General features: G+C 73.7%; 23 protein-coding genes. 8 read left to right on the top strand and 15 right to left on the bottom strand.

Going from position 1 to position 19,633, the window contains the following annotated elements; all coding sequences use genetic code 11:
- Nucleotides 1-2: 2 nt before the first annotated feature.
- Nucleotides 3-824 carry a SigB/SigF/SigG family RNA polymerase sigma factor gene (locus O7604_RS28710; protein WP_269700621.1) on the bottom strand — a complete coding sequence of 274 codons (822 nt, stop codon included), beginning with the start codon at nucleotides 822-824 and terminating at the stop codon, nucleotides 3-5.
- A 333-nt stretch (nucleotides 825-1,157) separates the two neighbouring features.
- Here O7604_RS28710 and O7604_RS28705 point away from each other — a divergent pair, with 333 nt between their 5' ends.
- Complete coding sequence (locus tag O7604_RS28705) at nucleotides 1,158-1,895, top strand: hypothetical protein (RefSeq protein WP_281578376.1); 738 nt, start codon at nucleotides 1,158-1,160, stop codon at nucleotides 1,893-1,895.
- Here O7604_RS28705 and O7604_RS28700 read toward each other — a convergent pair.
- Entirely contained in the window at nucleotides 1,844-3,433 is a 1,590-nt protein-coding gene (locus O7604_RS28700; protein WP_281578375.1) for a phospholipase D-like domain-containing protein, read from the bottom strand. The genes O7604_RS28705 and O7604_RS28700 overlap by 52 nt on opposite strands.
- A gap of 140 nt (nucleotides 3,434-3,573) precedes the next feature.
- Here O7604_RS28700 and O7604_RS28695 point away from each other — a divergent pair, with 140 nt between their 5' ends.
- A complete protein-coding gene (locus tag O7604_RS28695) occupies nucleotides 3,574-3,702 on the top strand; it encodes a hypothetical protein (protein ID WP_255292629.1) in 129 nt (42 codons plus the stop codon).
- A gap of 46 nt (nucleotides 3,703-3,748) precedes the next feature.
- Here O7604_RS28695 and O7604_RS28690 read toward each other — a convergent pair whose 3' ends face one another.
- A complete protein-coding gene (locus tag O7604_RS28690; RefSeq protein ID WP_269700615.1) occupies nucleotides 3,749-4,735 on the bottom strand; it encodes a pirin family protein in 987 nt (328 codons plus the stop codon).
- 11 nt (nucleotides 4,736-4,746) lie between these two features.
- Nucleotides 4,747-5,229, bottom strand: coding sequence for a MarR family transcriptional regulator (locus O7604_RS28685; RefSeq protein WP_269700614.1), 483 nt, complete (start codon nucleotides 5,227-5,229; stop codon nucleotides 4,747-4,749).
- Nucleotides 5,230-5,343: 114 nt separating this feature from the next.
- On the opposite strand from O7604_RS28685, the gene O7604_RS28680 reads away from it, so the two are divergent.
- On the top strand, nucleotides 5,344-5,928 hold the full coding sequence (locus tag O7604_RS28680) for a DUF1684 domain-containing protein (protein ID WP_281578374.1): 585 nt from the start codon (nucleotides 5,344-5,346) through the stop codon (nucleotides 5,926-5,928).
- A gap of 53 nt (nucleotides 5,929-5,981) precedes the next feature.
- Here the strand turns inward: O7604_RS28680 and O7604_RS28675 are convergent, their stop codons facing one another.
- A complete protein-coding gene (locus tag O7604_RS28675; protein WP_269700612.1) occupies nucleotides 5,982-6,569 on the bottom strand; it encodes a general stress protein in 588 nt (195 codons plus the stop codon).
- Nucleotides 6,570-6,681: 112 nt separating this feature from the next.
- Here O7604_RS28675 and O7604_RS28670 point away from each other — a divergent pair, with 112 nt between their 5' ends.
- Entirely contained in the window at nucleotides 6,682-8,532 is a 1,851-nt protein-coding gene (locus tag O7604_RS28670) for a glycoside hydrolase family 15 protein (protein ID WP_281578373.1), read from the top strand.
- A gap of 83 nt (nucleotides 8,533-8,615) precedes the next feature.
- Nucleotides 8,616-9,116, top strand: coding sequence for a YfcE family phosphodiesterase (locus tag O7604_RS28665; RefSeq protein WP_281578372.1), 501 nt, complete (start codon nucleotides 8,616-8,618; stop codon nucleotides 9,114-9,116).
- Between the two features lie 2 nt (nucleotides 9,117-9,118).
- On the opposite strand, the gene O7604_RS28660 is transcribed toward O7604_RS28665, so the two are convergent.
- Nucleotides 9,119-9,343: a DUF3072 domain-containing protein gene (locus tag O7604_RS28660; protein ID WP_281578371.1), complete on the bottom strand. Its 225-nt coding sequence runs from the start codon at nucleotides 9,341-9,343 to the stop codon at nucleotides 9,119-9,121.
- Between the two features lie 101 nt (nucleotides 9,344-9,444).
- Here O7604_RS28660 and O7604_RS28655 point away from each other — a divergent pair, with 101 nt between their 5' ends.
- A complete protein-coding gene (locus O7604_RS28655) occupies nucleotides 9,445-10,383 on the top strand; it encodes an FAD-dependent oxidoreductase (protein WP_281580016.1) in 939 nt (312 codons plus the stop codon).
- 56 nt (nucleotides 10,384-10,439) lie between these two features.
- Here the strand turns inward: O7604_RS28655 and O7604_RS28650 are convergent, their stop codons facing one another.
- The 3 genes from O7604_RS28650 to O7604_RS28640 all read right to left on the bottom strand — a co-directional run bounded on the left by O7604_RS28650 (nucleotide 10,440) and on the right by O7604_RS28640 (nucleotide 14,671).
- On the bottom strand, nucleotides 10,440-11,729 hold the full coding sequence (locus tag O7604_RS28650; RefSeq protein WP_281578370.1) for a cation:proton antiporter: 1,290 nt from the start codon (nucleotides 11,727-11,729) through the stop codon (nucleotides 10,440-10,442).
- Nucleotides 11,730-11,830: 101 nt separating this feature from the next.
- On the bottom strand, nucleotides 11,831-12,508 hold the full coding sequence (locus tag O7604_RS28645; RefSeq protein ID WP_269700603.1) for an HAD family hydrolase: 678 nt from the start codon (nucleotides 12,506-12,508) through the stop codon (nucleotides 11,831-11,833).
- Between the two features lie 9 nt (nucleotides 12,509-12,517).
- Complete coding sequence (locus tag O7604_RS28640; RefSeq protein WP_281578369.1) at nucleotides 12,518-14,671, bottom strand: SpoIIE family protein phosphatase; 2,154 nt, start codon at nucleotides 14,669-14,671, stop codon at nucleotides 12,518-12,520.
- Nucleotides 14,672-14,871: 200 nt separating this feature from the next.
- On the opposite strand from O7604_RS28640, the gene O7604_RS28635 reads away from it, so the two are divergent.
- Complete coding sequence (locus tag O7604_RS28635; RefSeq protein ID WP_128138840.1) at nucleotides 14,872-15,732, top strand: hypothetical protein; 861 nt, start codon at nucleotides 14,872-14,874, stop codon at nucleotides 15,730-15,732.
- A gap of 60 nt (nucleotides 15,733-15,792) precedes the next feature.
- Here the strand turns inward: O7604_RS28635 and O7604_RS28630 are convergent, their stop codons facing one another.
- Nucleotides 15,793-16,152: a DUF6401 family natural product biosynthesis protein gene (locus O7604_RS28630; protein ID WP_281578368.1), complete on the bottom strand. Its 360-nt coding sequence runs from the start codon at nucleotides 16,150-16,152 to the stop codon at nucleotides 15,793-15,795.
- A gap of 163 nt (nucleotides 16,153-16,315) precedes the next feature.
- On the opposite strand from O7604_RS28630, the gene O7604_RS28625 reads away from it, so the two are divergent.
- Nucleotides 16,316-16,762, top strand: a complete 447-nt coding sequence (locus O7604_RS28625) for a hypothetical protein (protein WP_281578367.1) — start codon at nucleotides 16,316-16,318, stop codon at nucleotides 16,760-16,762.
- 1 nt (nucleotide 16,763) lies between these two features.
- Here the strand turns inward: O7604_RS28625 and O7604_RS28620 are convergent, their stop codons facing one another.
- The 5 genes from O7604_RS28620 to O7604_RS28600 form a co-directional block, all read right to left on the bottom strand.
- Nucleotides 16,764-16,976 carry a hypothetical protein gene (locus O7604_RS28620; RefSeq protein ID WP_018784964.1) on the bottom strand — a complete coding sequence of 71 codons (213 nt, stop codon included), beginning with the start codon at nucleotides 16,974-16,976 and terminating at the stop codon, nucleotides 16,764-16,766.
- A 165-nt stretch (nucleotides 16,977-17,141) separates the two neighbouring features.
- Nucleotides 17,142-17,402 (bottom strand): hypothetical protein, encoded by a 261-nt coding sequence (locus O7604_RS28615; RefSeq protein WP_269700592.1) that lies wholly within the window; start codon nucleotides 17,400-17,402, stop codon nucleotides 17,142-17,144.
- 102 nt (nucleotides 17,403-17,504) lie between these two features.
- Complete coding sequence (locus O7604_RS28610) at nucleotides 17,505-17,966, bottom strand: SRPBCC family protein (protein ID WP_013285389.1); 462 nt, start codon at nucleotides 17,964-17,966, stop codon at nucleotides 17,505-17,507.
- A gap of 59 nt (nucleotides 17,967-18,025) precedes the next feature.
- Nucleotides 18,026-18,442 (bottom strand): DUF2795 domain-containing protein, encoded by a 417-nt coding sequence (locus tag O7604_RS28605; protein ID WP_269700591.1) that lies wholly within the window; start codon nucleotides 18,440-18,442, stop codon nucleotides 18,026-18,028.
- Nucleotides 18,443-18,499: 57 nt separating this feature from the next.
- Nucleotides 18,500-19,546, bottom strand: coding sequence for a YihY/virulence factor BrkB family protein (locus tag O7604_RS28600; protein WP_281578366.1), 1,047 nt, complete (start codon nucleotides 19,544-19,546; stop codon nucleotides 18,500-18,502).
- Nucleotides 19,547-19,633: the final 87 nt, after the last annotated feature.

Below are 19,633 nucleotides of genomic sequence, written 5' to 3'. Positions count from 1 at the left end.
TGCTAGTACGTTCCGTCGAGCTGACCGCGCAGCTTGGTCAGGGCCCGGGCCAGCAGCCGGGACACGTGCATCTGCGAGACGCCGATCTGCTCGGCGATCTGCGACTGGGTCAGGTTGCCGTAGAAGCGCAGCGTGAGGATCTTCTGCTCGCGCTGGTCGAGCGTGGCGAGCGCCGGGCCGAGGGCGACACGCATCTCGGCCAGCTCGAACTCGCCGTCCTCGCCGCCGAGCATGTCGCCCAGCTCGGTGGCCCGCTCGCCGTCGCCGGTCGGGGTGGACAGCGACACCGCGTTGTAGGCGCGGGCGCCCTCCAGGCCCTCCAGCACCTCTTCCTCGGTGAGCTTGAGGTGGGTGGCGATGTCGGCGACCGTCGGCGAACGGCCGAGCGTCTGGAGCAGCGTGCTGTTGGCGTCGGAGATCGCCAGGCGCAGTTCCTGGAGGCGGCGCGGGACCCGGATGTCCCAGGTGCGGTCGCGGAAGTGGCGCTTCAGCTCGCCGATGATGGTGGGGATGGCGTAGCCGGCGAAGTCGACGCCGCGCGACGGGTCGAACTTGTCGATCGCCTTGATCAGGCCGATCGCCGCGGTCTGCGCCAGGTCGTCGTTGGGCTCGCCTCGGCCGCTGTAGCGGTGGGCCAGGTGGTTCGCCAGCGGCAGCCACGCCTCGATGGCGCGGTCGCGCAGCGCGGGCCGCGACGGGTGGTCGGCGGGCAGCGCGGCCATCGCGTCGAGCAGGTCGGCGGCGCTGTCGGTGAGCGAGCGGGGGTCGAGCTTCGCGGAGCCGGCCGGCGCGGTCGCCGGGGCGCTGATCGTGGGAGCGCTCATGGGTGGTCCTCCCTGCACCTCGTCCACGGAAGAAAAAAGACGTGACGCTTTGGTTTAGGTTTCGGTAGTACGTTCGGAAGCCACCATAGCCCGATCGTGCTGCGGAAATCTAGCCGAAAGTACGATGTACTTAAGGTGTAAGCAGCTACAAAAGGCGTGAGCCGGTGGATAACGCGCTCGGCGGGGTGGCGCGCGGCGGTGACCGGTCGGCCCCGGTCGTACCCCGACCGGTCAACGTGGAATCCGACAGGCGACCGGAGTGTCGCCTTTCTGTCGTTGTCCCGCCGACGGGACCGCCCGTACCGTCCGTAACGACACGTCAACGGAGGCACCGTGCTGGATCCCGCCGCGCCGCAACTCGTCATCAACGCCCGGACGCTGCTGTTCAGCTGGCTCCCGGCGGATCCCGGCGCGGTCGAGACGCTCCTGCCCGCGGGGCTGCGGCCGCACCCGCAGCGGCAGGTGTTCGTCAACCAGTACGTGGTCGACGACGAGACGCAGACCTCCGGCTTCGGCGCGTACTCGCTCACCTACCTGGGTGTCTCGCTGGCGGACATGGATCCGCCCGACGGCGAGACCCCGGGCGGCTGGTGGACGCACTACATCTCCTCCAGCGAGCGGGTCCGGCAATACGCGAGCGCGCGGGGCGCACCGGCCGTCGCCGGGGAGACCCGCCTCGACCTGCGGGGCGATCAGCTCACCGCCGAGACCCGGGCCGCCGACGGCACGCTGCTGATCCGGGTCACCGCCCGGGTCGGGCACACCGGCACCGAGGCGCACATGGGCCATCACCGTTACCTCACAGGCAGCGACGGCGAGCTGATCGTCACCGACTACCCGTACGTGGCCGAGCCGGTGTCACCGTTCGAGGTCGAGTCGGTGGAGTTCCCCGCCCGGGAGCACCCGGTCCACGCGCTGCGTCCGGCCAACCCGCTGCACGTGTGCTGGGGCTTCTACTCGCCGCGCGTGTCGTTCGCGTACCCGGCCCGCCCGAACGTGCCGGACGAGCCGGCCGACCTTCACCAGGTGCCGGCGCGCCGGGCCCGCAGCGGCCTGCCGTCCGGGTCGTAGACCAGCCGGTACGCGGGCAGCGCCCAGAGCCGCGTACGCCAGGGCAACCGCTCCGGGCGGTGCGGGCGCAACCGGCCCGGCGGACGGGGACCGGCCCGGCCTCCGGCGTGCCAGCGGTCCAGTTCCTCCGCCGCCGCGGTGATCGCCGCCACCGCGTCCGCCGGGTCCAGCAGGTCGTCGTCCTGCGCGCCGCCGGGATCGCGGTCCAGGTGCTCGCGCCACAGCCGCAGCCGCAGGTCGCGGGCGAACACCCGGGCACCGTCGCCCAGCCCGGCCGGATCGGCCGGCGCCCGCTCGTCGCGCGTGTCGTCGAGCACCGCGCAGGACAGCTCGCTGTCGTGCGTCCAGGACCGGCGGTTGAAGTTGTCGCTGCCCACGCTGGCCCAGACGTCGTCGACCACGCACACCTTGGCGTGTACGTAGACGGGTGTGCCGTCGTGGTTCTCCACGTCGAACACGTGCACCCGGTCCGGAGCGGCCCGGTGGCACAACGACAGCGCCTGCTCCCGGCCCACCATGTTCGGCGGCAGCGCGAGCCGGCCGTCCACGTCCGGATGCCGGGGCACGACCGCCACCAGGTGCAGGTCCGGGTGCTCGTGCAGCGCCTGCGCGAACAGTTCCGCCACCTCGGTCGACCAGAGGTACTGGTCCTCCAGGTAGATCAGGCGCCGGGCCCGGCGTACCGCCTTGGTGTAGCCGCGCGCCACGGTGCGCTCGCCGTCCGGGGCGAAGGAGTAGCGGGGCCGCACCGCCGGGTAGGTGCGCAGCACCTGCACGTGGTGCGGCCCGCACGGCGGCGGGTCGGCGGGCTGCTCGGGCAGCGGGTCGGGGCGCAGGTCCGAGCCGCGCAGCCGGTCCCGCAGGTAGGCCATCGGGTTCTCCGAGTCCAGCGGCATCGGGTCGGTCCACCGCTCCCGGAACGTGGTGTCGAGCGCGCCGACCACCGGCCCCCGCACCGCGAGCTGCACGTCGTGCCAGGGCGGCGTGGGGCCGTACCGGGGGGACATGCCGACCGGCTGCGGGTCGCCGGCGTGGCCGGCGTCGTCGCGGCGGCTGTGGCACAGGTCGATGCCGCCGGCGAAGGCGATGTCCCGGCTCGGGTCGCCCGGACGGCGCAGCACCACCAGCTTCTGGTGGTGCGAGCCGCCGCGCCGGACCCGCTGGTCGAGCAGCACCTCGCCGCCGGCCGCGCGGATCGCCTCGCTGAGGTCGCGGTTCTCCGCCTCGCTGTAGGAGAGCGTGTCGAGGTGGGAGCGCCAGATCAGGCCCTTGACGATCACCCCGCGCTGGGCGGCCTGCGCGAACAACTGCGCCACGGTGGGGCCGTCCGGGCGCATCCGCTCGTCCGGGTCGCCCCGCCAGTCGGTGAAGAACAGATGGTCGCCCGCCGTGAGCGACTCCACCTCGCTGACCAGGCGGTCGAAGTACGCGGCACCGTGAATCAGCGGCTCGGCGAGGTTTCCCTCGGCCCAGACGGGTAATTCAGAGCCCGGGTTGGCGCGTTCCTGTGCGGTGAGGAACCAGTCCCGCAGAGTCACGTTCCACCCCCCGAGGTCGACGACGTCCTCACACGGTAGGACCCCCGGCAGGGCCCCGCACGTCGAGCAGCAGGTCGGCGTCGGTGCGCGCGTCAGGGGTGCGCCGGACCCCTGGACCGCGAAACCGAGGAGGCACCGACATGCCCGCCGAGACGACGAACACCGTGACCGACGACCGCGACCAGGCGGTGGAGGGGGAGCGGGGTGCGCTGGTGGCGGTCCTGTTGATGGTGATCCTCGGGGTGGCCGGGATCTTCGCCGTCTCCTGAGACCGCGCGCCCGGGCGCCCCGGCGAACCGGGGCGCCCGTAGCAGGTCAGGGCCGGTCGCCCTGACCATCGCTGTGCGGCACCCGCCCGGTCGGGATCACTCCGAGCCGGCCGGCCTGGAAGTCCTCGACCGCCTGGATCAGCTCGGCGCGGGTGTTCATCACGAACGGGCCGTAGTGCGCCACCGGCTCGCGGATCGGCTGGCCGCCCATCAGGTACAGCTCCAGCGCCGGGGCGTTGGAGTCCTGCGTCCGGTCGGCGGTGATCCGCAGCGCCTCACCGGGCCCGTGCACGGCGAGCTGGCCCAGGTGGATCGGCCGCCGGTCGGTGCCGACAGTGCCGCGCCCGGCCAGCACGTACACCAGCGCGTTGAAGTCCGACCGCCACGGCAGGCTCAGCTCGGCGCCGGGCTGCAACGTGACGTGCGCGATGGTGATCGGCGTGTGCGTCGAGCCCGGACCCTGGTGCCCGGCGACCTCACCGGCGATGACCCGGATCAGGCCGCCGCCGTCGGGCGTGGTGAGCAGCGCCGACTCCCGGCCGCGGATGTCCTGGTAGCGGGGCGCGCTCATCTTGGCGATGCTCGGCAGGTTGACCCAGAGCTGCAGGCCGTGGAACAGCCCGCCGCTCATCACCAGGTGCTCCGGCGGCGCCTCGATGTGGAGCAGGCCGCTGCCGGCCGTCATCCACTGGGTGTCGCCGTCGGTGATGGTGCCGCCGCCACCGGTCGAGTCCTGGTGGTCCATGATCCCGTCGATCATGTAGGTCACCGTCTCGAAGCCGCGGTGCGGGTGCCAGGAGGTGCCCTTCGGCTCACCCGGCGCGTAGTCGACCTCGCCCATCTGGTCGAGGTGGATGAACGGGTCCAGCTCGGTCATCGGCACGCCGGCGAAGGCCCGGCGGACCGGGAAGCCCTCGCCCTCGTACCCGCTGGGGGCGGTGGTGACCCGGCGGACCGAGCGGTATTCGGTGGCCTCGCCGAGCTGCGGCAGGCGGGGCAGGACGAGGACGTCGTCGACGGTGATCGCGGGCATCGCGGGGCTCCTTACTTGTCGGCCGGGGTGGACGACGCGGTGCGGTCGGCGCGCAGGCGCCGGCCGAGCCGCTCGAAGACCCGGGTGAGGCAGGCGACCTCGGCGTCATCGAGGTCGTCGATCAGGTGGGCGCGCACGGAGCGCAGGTGGTGCGGCGCGGCCTCGCGCAGGGCGAGCAGGCCGGCGGCGGTGAGCACGGCCTCGCTGCCGCGCCGGTCCGCCGGACAGGCCTCCTTCGCCACCAGGCCGCGCTTGCGCATCGTGGTGATCTGGTAGGTCAGCCGGCTCGGCGAGAACACCAGCCGGTCGGCCAGCTCACCCATGCGCAGCCGGTGGCCGGGTGCCTCGGAGAGCAGGACCAGCACGTGGTAGTCGGCGAAGCTCAGGTCGCTGTCGGCGCGCAGGTCGTCCTCGAGCCGGGTGAACAGCCGCTGGCTCGACTCGATGTACGCGCGCCAGCAGGCCATCCGCTCGGCGTCCAGGCTCTCCGTCATGGCTCCGAGAGTAGCACTATTTAAAATTTAAACAAGAGGCCCTGCCGTGCGCGAATCGGCGATGGCGGGCTGCCTCCTCAAAATCTGAACGGGTGACCCGGCTAGGGTCGGGGGATGGACGATCTCGACCTGCTCGACTGGCGGGAGCGGGTGGCCCGGCTCTACCTGTCCGACCTCGACCTGGCCGGGTTCCGGGCCGCCCGCGACGAGCTGTTCCGCACCCACCCCAGCAGCCCGGTGCCGCCCGCCGACCGGCCCGGCTTCACCGGCCTGCGCTGGTACCCGCCCGACCCGTCGGCGGTGGTGGAGGCGCCGCTGCGACCGGCCTCCGGTGAGCTGCGCATCGACACCGGTGGCCCGGACGGCGTGGTCGCGTACCGGCGGGTGGCGGTCGCCGCGACGCCGTGGGGACCGCTGACGCTGTGGTGGATCGAGGCGTACGGGGGCGGGCTGTTCCTGCCGCTGCGCGACGGCACCTGCGGAGACGGCTCGTACGGCGGGGGCCGGTACCTCACCGACACGGTCAAGGGCACGTTCGGCCGGGGCCTGACCGTGCTCCCCGGCGACCGGGTCCGCCTGGACGCCAACTACCTCTACAACCCCAGCTGCGCCTACGACGACAGGTGGGCCTGCCCCCTGGCGCCACCGGAGAACCGGGTGGACGTGCCGCTGCGGGCCGGGGAGCGGGCGTACCACTGACGCGGTGAGGGAGGACCCCGGCGGGGCCCTCCCTCGATGTCGCGTACCGCCGGTCAGCGGGCGGTGGCGCCGGTCGGTGTCAGGTGCATCCGGCTGAGCAGCTGCTGGGCCTGACCGGCCAGCTCCGCGTCCACCGTCACCGCGTACTGGGCGGCCCGCAGAGAACTCGCCGAGGTGAAGTCACGCTGCCCACCGCTCATCGCGTGCGCGACAGCGCCGAACACCGCACCCCAGATCGCGCCGATCACCAGCCCGACCAGGATCACCGCCAGCCAGTTGCCGGCCGTGAAGATGCCGAACAACAAGCCGATGAACAAGCCGAACCAGGCGCCGGTGCCGGCCCCGAGCAGTGCCGCCCGGCCCGTGGTGAGCCGTCCCATCACGGTCTCCACGAGCGTGAGGTCCGTACCGACGATCGAGGTACGTTCCACCGGGAACCGGTTGTCGGCCAGATAGTCCACCACGCGCTGGGCGGACGGATAGTCCGGGTACGAGCCGATCGTGACGGTCGGCGCCCCGGCCTGCGGGCCGTGGCCGTCCCCGTTCGGCGGCGTCGGGCGACCGCCCGGGCCGGACGGGAGGTTGTCGCTGCCCGGCATTCCGGGTTGCCAGGCCGCGGTCGGAGTCGAGGGTCTGGTCATGAGCATCCTCCTTCGTCAACCCGCCGCGTTCCCGTCGCCGGGCAGCGGTAACGCACCGGCCCGGACCGATGTGGCGAGGCATGCCGATGCCCCGGGCCGGGTAGCCACATCCGTGCCGACCCGACGGATCAGCGACCACGGCTTCCTCGCCGACGGGCGCAGCGCCGCCCTGGTCGACCGCGAGGGCGCGGTCACCTGGTGGTGCCCGCCCCGGTTCGACGCGCCGTCGGTGTTCGGGCGGCTGCTCGACTCCGACGCCGGGCACTGGAGCATCCGCCCCGAGGGCGCGGCCACCAGCACCCGCTCCTACCTGGACGACGCGCTGGTGCTGCGTACCGTCTTCCGCACCGCGACCGGCACGGTAGCCGTCACCGACGCCCTGGCGCTGGAGCCCGGCGCGCGTGGTCACGAGATCGGGATGCGCTCGCCGCGGGTGCTCGCCCGGCTGGTCGAAGGGCTCACCGGCGAGGTGCCGATGCGCGTCGAGTACGCGCCGCGGTTCGAGTACGGCCGGGTCGGCGCCTACCTGACCGAGCGCGACGGCGTGATCGCCGCCACCGCCGGCGCCTGCCGCCTGGAGCTGCGCGCCGACGTCCCGCTGACCGTCGCCGGGGGAGCGGCCACCGGGGAGTTCACGGCCCGCGCCGGCAGCACCCACCGCTTCACCCTCGGGTACGCCCCGACGTACGCCGGTGCCGCACCGGCGCTGCCCGACGCCGCCGAGGCGGTGGCCGAGACCGTCGCCGCGTGGCGGTCCTGGTCGGCGCTGCACGACTACCAGGGTGAGTACCGCGACGAGGTGCGGCGCAGCGCGCTCGCGGTGCAGGGCATGACGTACGCGCCCAGCGGCGCGGTCGTCGCGGCGGCCACCACCTCGGTGCCGGAGCGCCTCGGCGGCGACCGCAACTACGACTACCGCTACGTCTGGCTGCGCGACTTCAGCCTCACGCTCCAGGCGCTGTGGCGGGCCGCCTGCCCGGACGAGGCGGACCGGCAGTTCACCTGGGTGGCCCGGGCGATGGGCCGGATCGGCGACGAGCCGGTGCCGGTCATGTACGGCGTCGAGGGGGAGCGGGACCTGACCGAGCACGACCTCGACCACCTGGCCGGGTACGAGCACAGCCGGCCGGTGCTCGTCGGCAACGACGCCTGGCGGCAGCGGCAGAACGACGTGCTGGGCGAGGTGCTCGACGCCGCCTGGGTGATGCGGTACTACCTCGACCCGATGTCGCCGGAGGTCCGCGACCTGCTGCGGACACTCGCCGACCAGGCCGAGCGCGGCTGGCACCGGCCCGACGCGGGGATGTGGGAGGGGCGCGGCCCGGAGCGCCACTACGTGTCGTCGAAGGTGGAATGCTGGACCGCGCTGGACCGGGCGGTCCGGTTCGGTTCCCGCATCGGCGAGCCCGCCGACGTGGCGCGCTGGGCCGCCGCGCGCGACGAGGTACGGGAGGCGGTGCTCACCCACGGCTGGAACGAGCGGGCCGGCGCGTACACCGGGGCGTTCGGCTCCGACGCCCTGGACGCCTCGGTGCTGGTCATGCCGCTGGTCGGCTTCCTGCCGGCGAGCGATCCGCGGATGCGCGCCACGATGGACGTGCTGGAGCGGCGGCTGTCCCGCGACGGGCTGCTGCGGCGCTGGGACGGCGACCCGGCCGGGTTCGTGATCTGCTCGTTCTGGCTGGCCGCCTGCCTGGCCGAGGCGGGGGAGCTGGACCGGGCCCGGCGGCTGTTCGAACGCCTCGCCGCCCGCACCAACGACCTCGGCCTGTACGCCGAGCAGATCGACCAGGACACCGGCGAGCAGATGGGCAACTTCCCGCAGGCGTACTCGCACATCGGCCTGATCATCGCCGCCGGCCGCATAACGGACGCCGCCGCCCGAGCCAAGCCCGCCCCCACCGAGGCCCCCGCCGAGGCCCCCACCCCCGCCCCCGCCCCCGCCTCTCCGCGTCGATCATGAAGTTGGCGGCGTAGTCGATCTCCCTGAGTGCCGCCAACCTCATGATCGACCCCGAGGGTGCGGGGGTGGGGGAGGATGGCGGGGTGGAACTCGTGATCATGGCGGACACGCACGTGCCCAAGCGGGCTCGGGATCTTCCGGCGCCGCTGTGGGCGGCGGTGGAGGCCGCGGACGTGGTGGTGCACGCCGGGGACTGGGTGGACGTGGCGCTGCTGGACGCGCTGCAGGCGCGGTCGCGCCGGCTGGTCGCCGTGTACGGCAACAACGACGGGCCGGAGCTGCGCGCCCGGCTGCCCGAGGTGGCCCGGGTCGACCTGGACGGCCTGCGGGTCGCCGTGGTGCACGAGACCGGCCCGAAGACCCGCCGCGAGGAACGCTGCGCCGCCGCGTACGGCGACTGCGACCTGCTCGTCTTCGGGCACTCGCACATCCCCTGGGACAGCGTCGCCCCGGGCGGCCTGCGCCTGCTCAACCCCGGCTCACCCACCGACCGGCGGGCGCAGCCGTACGCCACCTACCTGACCGCGCGGGTGGCGGCGGGGCGGCTCGACCGGGTCGAACTGCACCGCCTGCCCCCGCGCTGACCTCAGCGGCCCCGGCCGGTCTCCGCCTGGAGCTCGTCGATCCGCCGGGACGCCTCGGCCTTGGTCAGGCCCTCCGGCACCGGCTCGCCCGCCTCCTGGGCCAGCGTGTGCAGGTACGACTCCTGGGCGGCGGTGGGCGGCTCGTCACCGGTGACCCAGTCGTCCGGGTCCTTGACGGCGGCGTCCGGGTTGACGTTCCTGGCGCTGGTGTTGTTGCGGTCGGCCATGCTGATCACCTCTCCTCGAACAGGTGTTCCACTACCCCCGGCCCGGCGGGTTCATGCCGCCCGCCGCCTACGATCACGTGATGACGGCGGAGCGGGCGGGCGTGGTGGTGGTCGGTGCGGGCATCGCCGGGGTGGCGTGCGCGACCGAGCTGGCGCGGGCGGGTGTCCCGGTACGGATACGCGAACGGGCCCGGGTCACCGGCGGGCGGATGGCCAGCAAACGCTTCGACGGCCGCCCGGCCGACCTGGGTGCCGCGTACTTCACAGTCGACGACCCGGACTTCGCCGCCGTGGTGGACCGGTGGCGGGCCGCCGGGCTGGCGCGGGAGTGGACCGACACGCTCGTCGCGTACGGGCCGGGCGGGCGCGAGCAGGTCGCCGGCCCGATGCGCTGGGCCGCCCCGCGCGGACTGCGCTCGCTCGTCGAGCACCTGGCGGGAGACCTGCCGGTGACGCACGACCGGCTCGTGATGGTGGTCGAGCCCGGCCCTCGGGTGGACGGGACCGAGGCCGAGGCGGTCGTGCTCGCCATGCCCGGCCCGCAGGCCGCGCTGCTGCTGGACCCGGCACTGGCCGCTGCCACCCGGGCCGTGGCCGCGCAGCGCTGGTCGCCGGCGCTGAGCGCGGTGCTGCACTTCCCGGCCCGCCGCTGGCCGGACTTCCGGGGCGCGTTCGTCAACGACCACCCCGTGCTCAGCCTGGTCTGCGACGACGGCGACCGGCGCGGCGACGGCGCGCCCGTGCTGGTCGCGCACACCACCGCCGGGTTCGCCGCCGGGCACCTGCTCCAGCCCACCGCCGCCCGTCCGGCGATCGAGCAGGCGGTCCGCGACCTGCTCGGACTGCCCGAGCCGGCGGTGTCGGCCCACGTGCACCGCTGGACGTACGCGACCCCGGCCGCGCACGCCGGGGAGGCGGCGTTCCACCTGGACGACGACGGGATCGGCCTGGCCGGCGACGCGTTCGGGCGCCCGCGCGTGCAGACCGCCTGGCGCTCCGGCCGGGACCTGGGCCGCGCGCTCGCCGCCCGGCTGGGCTGAACCGGGCCCGCCGATCCGGGGCCCGCCGATCCGGGGCCCGCCGACCCGGGGCGCGCTCAGCCGGTGGCGCCCACCGGTTGCGCCGCCGACCCGGCCTGCGTGTCCTCGCCGGTGCGTTCGCCCTCCCGGTCCAGCAACTGCATGACCGGTGTCGCGGCGATCCCGTGCGCCACCACCGACACCACCACCACGAGACCGACTGTGGCCCAGACCAGATCCGCCTGCGGAAAGTCGGTCTTGCTGGTGGCGTACGCCAGGTAGTAGAACGAGCCGACGCCGCGGATGCCGAACAGCGAGATGACCCAGTGTTCGGCCGGTTTGCCGGGCGCACCGCGCAGCGACAGCCACCCGGCCAGCGGCCGGATCACCAGCACCAGGGCCAGCCCGGCCAACGCCGCCGGCCAGGTCAGCGGCGCGAGCAGCCCGCCGATCACGGCGCCGCCGAACAACAGCAGCAACAGCACCGTGAGCAGCCGCTCCACCTGCTCGGCGAAGTCGTGCAGCACGGAGTGGAACTCGTGCGTACGCTCGGCGGCCCGGATCGCGCGGGCGGCCACGAACACGGCCAGGAAGCCGTACCCGCCGGCCACCTCGACCAGCCCGTACGCGAGGAACGTCGCGGCCAGCGCGAGGAAGCCCTCGGAGTGCTTGGCCAGCCGCAGCTTGCTCGGGGCGCGGAAGAACAGCTTGCCGAGCAGCCAGCCGACGAGCAGCCCGCCGCCCACCCCGGCGGCGAGCTTGTAGAGCACGTCGATCGCGAACCACTCGGCGAGCCAGCCGGACGGCGCGAGCCCGGTGGTGGCGATCGCGATCGCCGCGTACACGAACGGGAAGGCGAGCCCGTCGTTCAGACCCGCCTCGGAGGTGAGCGCGAAGCGCACCTCGTCCTCCGAGTCCTCCACATCGGTCGGTTCGCCCACCTGCACGTCGGAGGCGAGCACCGGGTCGGTGGGTGCGAGCGCCGCGCCGAGCAGCAACGCCGCGGCCGGCACCAGGCCGGCCCACCACCAGCCGAGCAGTGCCACCGCGGCGATGCACAGCGGCATGGCGATCGCCAGCAGCCGCCACGTCGACGACCAGCGGGCCCAGCTCAGCGGACGGTCGATCTTCAGGCCGGCGCCCATCAGCGCGACGATCACGCCGACCTCGGTGAGGTGGGTGGTCAGTTCCGGCCAGCGCAGCGGGTCCGGTGTGGGCAGACCGGTGGGCAGCAGGAACACCAGCATGCCGAGCCCGAGGAACGCGATCGGCATCGACAGCGGCCGTCGCTCCAGGACCCGGGGCAGCACCCCGGCCAGCAGCGCACCGACGCCCAGCAGAGCGAACGCGACATCGACCGGTTCCACGACACCACCCTTCCGGCGCCCGGCGCCCGGGCGGTGGAGTCCGGAAGTGCCCCGAAGCGGGCCCGGTTAAGCGTGCGCGGGTCCGCGGGTTGACCGGCCGGTCAGCCGAGCGTGCCGATGGCGCTGTCCGGCAGGGCGTCCAGCAGCGCCGCCGGGTCGTCGTAGACCGCCACCGCGCCCGCGCCGGCCAGTTCCGCGCGGCCGGTCCCGCCGCAGGTCAGGCCGATGCAGGGGATGTCCAGCTTGCCGGCGGCAGCGACGTCCCACACCGAGTCGCCGACGAACACCACCCGCTCGGCGGCCAGCCCCGACTGCTCCAGCGCGGCGACCAGGATGTCCGGCGCCGGCTTGCTCTCCTGCGCGTCGGCCGACGAGGTGACCGAGTCGATCACGTCGTCGGCGTCCAGCGCCGCCCGCAGCGCGGTGACCTCGTGCTCGGCCGCCGAGGTCGCCAGCACCACCCGCAGCCCGCGCTCCGCGCAGGCCCGCAGCAGCTCCCGCGCCCCGGGCAGTGGCGCGAGCCGCTCCCAGTACTCGCCGTAGAGCGCGTCGTGCGCGTCGCGCAGCCGGCCGTCGGCGTCCCGGTCCCGCTCCGCGCCCAGCAGGTGGTCGAGCAGCTTGTCCGAGCCCATGCCGATGGACCTGTGGATGCGCGCCATCGGCACCCGGTGGTCGGCCTGCCGCAGCGCCTCCCACCAGCTCACCGTGTGCAGGTACGTCGTGTCGACCAGGGTGCCGTCCACATCGAAGAGGACACCGCGTCGCTTGTCGTCGGCCATGCCCGGCTCCTACCCGCCCGGAGCGTCGCCGACGCGCGGCTCATCCGCCGGAATGAGGATCTCGAACCACACCGTCGAGCCGCGTACGGTCGGATCGGTGCCCCAGGCGTCGCTCAGCTCCTCGATCAGGCCCAGCCCGCGGCCCCGGCTGCTGAGCGTGTCGGTCTGCGCCCGGGTGACCTGACCCCGGGTGCCCGAGTCGGCCACCGACACCAGCAGCCGCTCCGCGGACAGGTCGACCTCGACCCGGGCGGCGGTGCCGGCGTGCAGCAGCGCGTTCGTGGTCAGCTCGCTCGTGCACAGCACCGCCGCGCCGATCACCGCCTCGGGCACGTTCCACTCGCCGAGCTGCGCGGTCATCCAGTGCCGGACCCGGCTCGGCGCGGTCGGCTCGGCCGGCACCTCCATGCTCGCCGACCGGCTGGGGCGCACCGCGTACTCCACCGCGAGTACCGCCACGTCGTCCTCGGTGGCGCCCGGCACCGACGCGGTCGCCACCGCGCACAGCGCGCGCGGGTCACCGCCGGCCGCCCCGGTCACCGCCGCGCCCAGCCCGGCCATCCCGGCGGCCAGGTCCTGCCAGCGTCGCTCCACCACGCCGTCGCTGTAGAGCAGCAGGGTGTCGCCGGGCCGGAACGGCACGGTGGCGGTACGCGCCCGCCCGCCCAGGCCCAGCGGAGGAGCGGGCGGCACGTCGACGAACTCGGCGGCCGCCGCGTCGGGTCCGGCGCGCCGGATCAGCGGCGCGGGATGACCGGCGCTGGCGAGCGTGATCAGCTCGCGGTCCGCCTCGACCACGCCGAAGACCACAGTCACGAACAGCTCCTGGGTGCCGCCCTCGACGCCGAGGCTGCTGACCAGCCGGTCCAGCCCGTCGAGCACCGCGTCCGGGCGGGGGTCGACCAGGGCGAGCGCGCGCAGCGCGGCGCGTACCTGGCCCATCCGGGCGGCGGCCTGCACGTCGTGCCCGGCCACGTCGCCCAGCACCACGCCGAGCGCGCCGGTGGGCAGCAGGAACGCGTCGTAGAAGTCGCCGCCGGCCGCGTTGCCGTCGACGCCCGGGTCGTAGCGCGCGGCGATGCGCAGCCGGGGCAGCTCCGGCAGCCGTTCCGGCAGCATGCTGCGCTGCAGCATCTGAGCGGTGCCGTGCTGGGTCTCGAAGCGGCGGGCCCGCTCGGCGGCCTGACCGACCAGCTCCGCGGACGCGGCCAGCAGCGCCCGTTCCGCGGGGGACCAGGGCCGCGGCTCCCGGTAGCCGATGGTGAGCGAGCCACGGACCACAGTCGTGCGCAGCGGCAGCGCCGCGAGCGCGCGGATCTTCTCGTCGTGCCGGTCCGCCGCGACGCCGCGCAGCGGCTGCCCGTCGGCGGTGAACGAGGCGACGCCACTGCGCGCGCTCACCACCGCCGGCAGGGCCGACTCGGCGGACATCCGGCGCCACAGCGGGGGCAGCCGCTCGTCGGCCTCGTCGAGCAGCTCACCGCGGATGCGGCGGACCAGCCGCCACGCGCTGCCCTCGTCCACCGCGAAGGACACCCGGTCGGCGTCGAAGGAGTGCAGGCAGTAGCGCAGCGCCACCCGCGCCACGTCGTCGAGCGTGAGCGTGCCGGCCAGCGCCGCCGCGAAGTCGCTCAGGCTCTGCAACTGCTGGGTCAGCTGGGTGGTCTGCGCCGAGACGGTGAGTACGCCGGCGATGCGGCCGGCCGAGTCACGGACCGGGCAGTGGCCCCTGGTGAACACGGCCGGCTCGGTCGGTCCGTGCCGGTCGGCCGGCAGCACCGCCTCCCGCTGCAGGAACGGCTCGCCGTGCCGGTAGACCCGTTCCAGCGCCTCGCCGGCGCCCGGGTCGCGCCACACCTCGGCGAACGCCTCGGCCGCCGGCCGGCCCAGCGCCTCCGGGTGCCGGTCGCCGATCAGCTCGGCGTACCCGTCGTTGTAGAAGACCACCAGGTCGTCGCCGAGGAGCAGCGCCATCGGCACCGGGGAGGCGAGCACCACGTCCGCGACGGCGCGTACCGCGGGGTCCCACGTGTGCGGGGCGCCCAGCGGTGTACCGGCCCACGGGTGGGCGGTCCCGGCCGCCTGCCCGGCGACGACGGGATCGGTGGGCGCTCCCGGTGCGGGGGCGGACGGTGTGGGAACCCGACCGACGGTGCCTGGCATGACCGCAGCCTAACCGGAGCGTGGCCGGGTGGTTCCGATCATGCGTCCGCGGCGGGTCCCGGCTCCCGGCGGCGGGGACATTCGGGCAGGTCAGGGCCAGTTCGATCAGCCATGTCGGGAAATTGGGCCGGTCCGGCCCGGCGTGCTGCCCAGGTCACCGGGTATGCGGGCGGCGCAGTTCACGCGACAGGAGGGACATCATGCCGAAAACCCTCGCGGTCGGACAGGTCGACATCAGTGCGGCCTGGACCGACTTCTGGAGGTCGGTGCTGCTCTTCGTACCGCGGGCGATCGCGTTCATCGCGATCCTCGTCGTGGGTTGGCTCATCGCCCGAGCCGTCCTCAAAATCGTGGACGCGGCACTGGAACGAGTGGGGTTCGATCGCGCCGTCGAACGAGGCGGCGTCAAACGGGCCCTGGAACGCACCAAGTACGACGCCAGCGACATCCTGGCCAAACTGGCCTACTACGCGGTCCTGTTGTTCACCCTGCAGTTCGCCTTCGGGGTGTGGGGACCGAACGCGATCAGCGACCTGATCCGCGGGGTGGTGTCCTGGCTGCCGCGGGCCTTCGTGGCGATCGTGATCGTGGTGATCGCCGCCGCCATCGCCAACGCCGTCCGGGACCTGGTCTCGGGTGCGCTCGGCGGGCTCTCGTACGGCCGGGTGCTGGCCGACGTGACGGCGATCTTCATCCTTGCGCTCGGCGTGATCGCCGCGCTGAACCAGGTGGGCATCGCCACCACGGTGACCACACCGGTGCTCGTGGCGTTCCTCGCCACCGTGGCCGGCATCCTGATCGTCGGTGTCGGTGGTGGTCTGGTCAAGCCGATGCAGGACCGCTGGGACGGGTGGCTGCACCGGGCCGCCGAGGAGTCCCGGGCGTTCCGGGAGCAGCGGCAGGCGCAGCAGGCCGGCCGTGGCGACTACGAGCGGCGGATGGCCGACCGGGGCGGGCAACCGACGCCGGCGGCGCAGCAGTCGTCCATGTCGGGCGCGGGCACGTACCGCTCCGGCGAGGCGGGCGACGAGACGCAGCAGTTCCGTCGGCCGGGCGGCTGACGGCAACAGGTAACGGGGTGTCCGCGGGGCGATCGCGGGCGCCCCGTAGCCGTGTCCGGGTCAGGCCAGGTGTCGCGGGTCCAGCCCGCGGGCCAGCAGGCACACCGCGAGCAGCCGGGTGAGCGTCCAGTCCGGCTCGGACCAGTCCGGCTCGGCCGGCGGCGTCCAGCCGTGCTCGGCCGCAGCATCGCGCAGACCCTCGGCGTACCCGGCGAGCGCCGCCACCGTCAGCGGGCGGCGGTCGCCGTCGAGGCTGTCGCGTACCCCGGCGGCGTGCTGGTCGACCTCGGCGAGCAGCCCGGGGTTGGCGTGGGCCGCGGCGAGGCCGGCGGTGCCGACGGCGGCGGTCAGCGAGGTGAGGGTCGACCGCGCGGCCACCGCCGCGGAGCGGGTCGCGACCCGGTTGTTCGGCACGCGCATGGTGTCCGAGGCTATCGCCGCCCACCGGGAGCCGGCCTCGGCCGAGCGGCGGATGCCCGGGTCGTCCGGGGGAGCCGTCGCCTCGTCCGCCGGGATTGAGTCGCCCGTGCGGGGGCAGAAGTCCGGTACGCAGACCACACGATCGAGGTCACGGAGGGACACGATGGGACAGCGGCCCGACGGACCGGACCAGGCACACCGGCGCCCGGACGGAGTGAGTGACGCCACGGTCGAGGCGCTGGGCAAGCTCAGCGAGGCCCTGGAGTGCGTCGAGCGGGCCCGCGGCCACCTGTACGAGCTGCACCAGCTCATCGGCCACGCCGACCTGATGCTCGACGACGCGGTTCAGATATTCCGCTCCGCCGGTCACCCGGCGCTCGCCGAGCGGATCGACAGGGAACTGCTCGGCCGCAACGTCATCGCCGGGCGGTGGACGTTCCAGATCGTCGAGGACTTCGACGACGGCTACTACGCGCTCTTCCGGGAGCTGGACCGGCAGGCCCGCGACGAGCTGGTCGAGGGCCGGCGGCACCTCTACGAGGCGGAGATGAAGGAGCGACGCCGCAGCCGGGGGGTGCCGGGACACGAGGCGCGCCCCGGCACACGCTGAGTCAGTCGGAGGAGCGTGCTTCGGCCGGGCGACGGCGGGCGCCGTCGTCGGCGATGATCACGGTCGCGACCATCAGCGCCACCACCAGGCTGAACAGCCAGGAGCTGTCCTCGGTGAACCGGGCGGAGACCGGAGCCTGGATCGCGGCGAGCAGGAAGCCCAGCCAGGCGAGCTTGCGCTGACGGTTGGAGAGGAAACCGGAGCCCTGTTGCATCCCGAAAGTCTTGCGCGCATCGGGGGGAGTGCCGTCAGCCGTTCGGCCGATTCTAGATGGGCTGTCCGTTTTCCCGGCCGTCCGTACCGCACTTTTTGTCGTTTCGGTCGAGCATGAATCCGGCGGCCGCGGGCACCGCAACGGGCACCCGCGACCGCCGGCGGATCACATGCTGTCCGGGCCGGTCCGCCCGATCGTCGACGGCCGGTACGCCCGGTCCGCATCGGTCATCTCCCGCCGCTCGGCCTCCGCGCCGGCGCCCCGGTCCACCGCCTCCGGGCCGTGGCCGAACGCGGCCTCCTCGCCCGCGTCGTTGGCGGTGACGTCGTCGCCCTGGCCGTCCGTGGCCGACCGGGCGATGGCCTGGTCCAGCTCGTGCAGGGGAGTACGGTCCTCGTCGCGCCACTGGCGGTCGTTGTCGGTCATTCCCCTGCGGTACCCGGACCGGGTGATCGCAAACGGCCGGACACGACGATGGCCGCCGGCACCGCCGGCGGCCATCGGAGACTCGGGTACGGGGGAAGTGGCTCAGGGGGTGGGGCGGTCGACAGCACCGCGCCAGGCGCCGGTCTCCTGACCGCGTCGCTCGATGAACTGCTTGAACCGCTCCAGGTCGCCCTTGGCGCGCCGGTCGACCACGCCCAGCTTGTCGCCGGCCTGCTCGACCACGCCGTGCGGCTCGAACTCCATCTGCAGCGTGACCCGGGTGTGCCCCTCGTCGAGGCGGTGGAAGGTCACCACGCCCGCCTGCTGGGTGCCCCCGGTGGAACGCCACGCCACCCGCTCGTCCGGCAGCTGCTCGGTGATCTCGGCGTCGAACTCGCGCTTCACGCCCGCGATCTCGACGGTCCAGTGAGTCATCGTGTCGGAGAGCTGCCGGACCTCCTGCACGCCGTCCATGAAGTGCGGGAACTCCTCGAACTGGGTCCACTGGTCGTACGCGGTCCGGATCGGGACGTCCACGTCCACGTGCTCGGTAACGCCACTCATGTCGGGGTTCCTCCTGTTCCGCCGGTGGGATGTCTCGTACGGGCCGTGGGCCGGCCCGCTCACCAGCGCGTCGTCTCGTTCCTGTGCCCGAGTGCGGCCCACACCTCGGAGATCGTCTGGTAGCGGGCGCCGTCGGGCAGGGTCTCCAGGGCGGCGACGATGTCCGTCGGCGCCTCGTTCTCCCGCGCGTTGGCAAGCAGCGCCTCCCGGTCGCCGGGCAGGGCGGTCATCGTGATGAACCGCCCCAGACGGCTGCGCGCCTCGACGTCCTCGGAGCTCATGCCCTGCGGCGCGCCGCTGCGCAACTCCCCGGCCGGCGCCGTGGTGGCCTCCGGCTGGTCCTCGCCGGCCGGCTCCGGGACCCGGAACTCCTCGGCCCGCGAACCGCCGGTGCCGGTGCCTTGGACGAGACCGCTGACCTCGCTGCTCATCTGGTCGTCGACCCTGGGCGAGTGCTTGCTGCTGCCACGTTCCATGCCTTGGGAGATGCCCCGGGGGGCCGCCGGTAAACCGGCGCCGGCCGGGGAAGCCGGTCATCCGGGCGGCAACCGGTCGGCCGTCTTCTGCGCAGTCGCCTTCTCGCCGTCGGCCTCTTCTGCCTTCTCGTCGTCCGCCGGCGCGCGCGGCGGCAGCACCGGGTCGTCCGGCTCCTCGACCCCGGCCTGCATCGCCCGCCCGCGTTGCAGCTCGGCGTTCACCTGTACGCCGAGCATCAACGCGCAGTTGGACAGGTAGAGCCACACCAGGAACGCGATGACCGCGCCGAGACTGCCGTACGTGACGTCGTACGAGCCGAAGTTCGCCACGTACAGGCCGAAGCCGAAGGAGGCGAGCACCCAGGCCACCAGCGCCAGCGCGCCGCCCGGGGTGAGCCAGCGGAACCGCGGCTGCCGCACGTTCGGCGCGATCCAGAACAGCAGCGACAGCAGCGTCATGGCGACCACCGCGAGCAGCGGCCACTTCGCCACCGACCACGTCGTACGGGCCACCGCCCCGGCGTGCAGCAGGTCACCGACCGCGTCGGTGACCGGGCCGCTGACGATCAGCCCGGTGGCCACCACGGCGAGCAGCACGATCGTCACCGCGGCCATGCCGATCTGCAACGGGCGCAGCCGGTAGAACGGCCGGCCCTCCCGCACCCGGTAGATCGCGTTGGAGGCGCGGGTGAACGCGCCGATGAACCCGGACGCGGACCAGAGCGCACCGAGCAGACCGAAGCTGAGCAGCACCTTCGCCGAGCCCTGCTGCTCGACCACGTTGCGCACCACACCCACGAACGCGTCGTTGCCGACCACCGAGCCCGCGCCGATCTCCCGGGCCAGGTCGATCACCGTGTCGACGGTGCGCGGGCCGTCGGAGACCAGGCCGACCAGCGCCACCACCACGATCGTGGACGGGAACAGCGCCAGCACGCCGTAGTAGGTGAGCGCCGCGGCCCAGTCCGCGCAGTTGTCGGTGACGAAACCCTTGCCGCTGCGTACCAGTACACCGCGCCAGGTGCGCCAGTTCAGCTGACGGATCCGGCGGGGGAAACGGGACCGCGTCCGGGTGCCGGCCGTCTGCGGTGTCGTCACGGTCATGTCCGCCTCCTCCAGGCCCCGCCGTCGGGCGTGGGCGGGCGGTACCCGCGGGGGGAAATCGACAAACCGGGTGCCGGTTTGCCCGCC

The organism is Micromonospora sp. WMMA1947, assembly GCF_027497355.1.
Taxonomy (GTDB): domain Bacteria; phylum Actinomycetota; class Actinomycetes; order Mycobacteriales; family Micromonosporaceae; genus Micromonospora.
The sequence above is the reverse complement of the archived record's forward strand: the minus strand, read 5'-3'. Positions and strand labels throughout refer to the sequence as shown.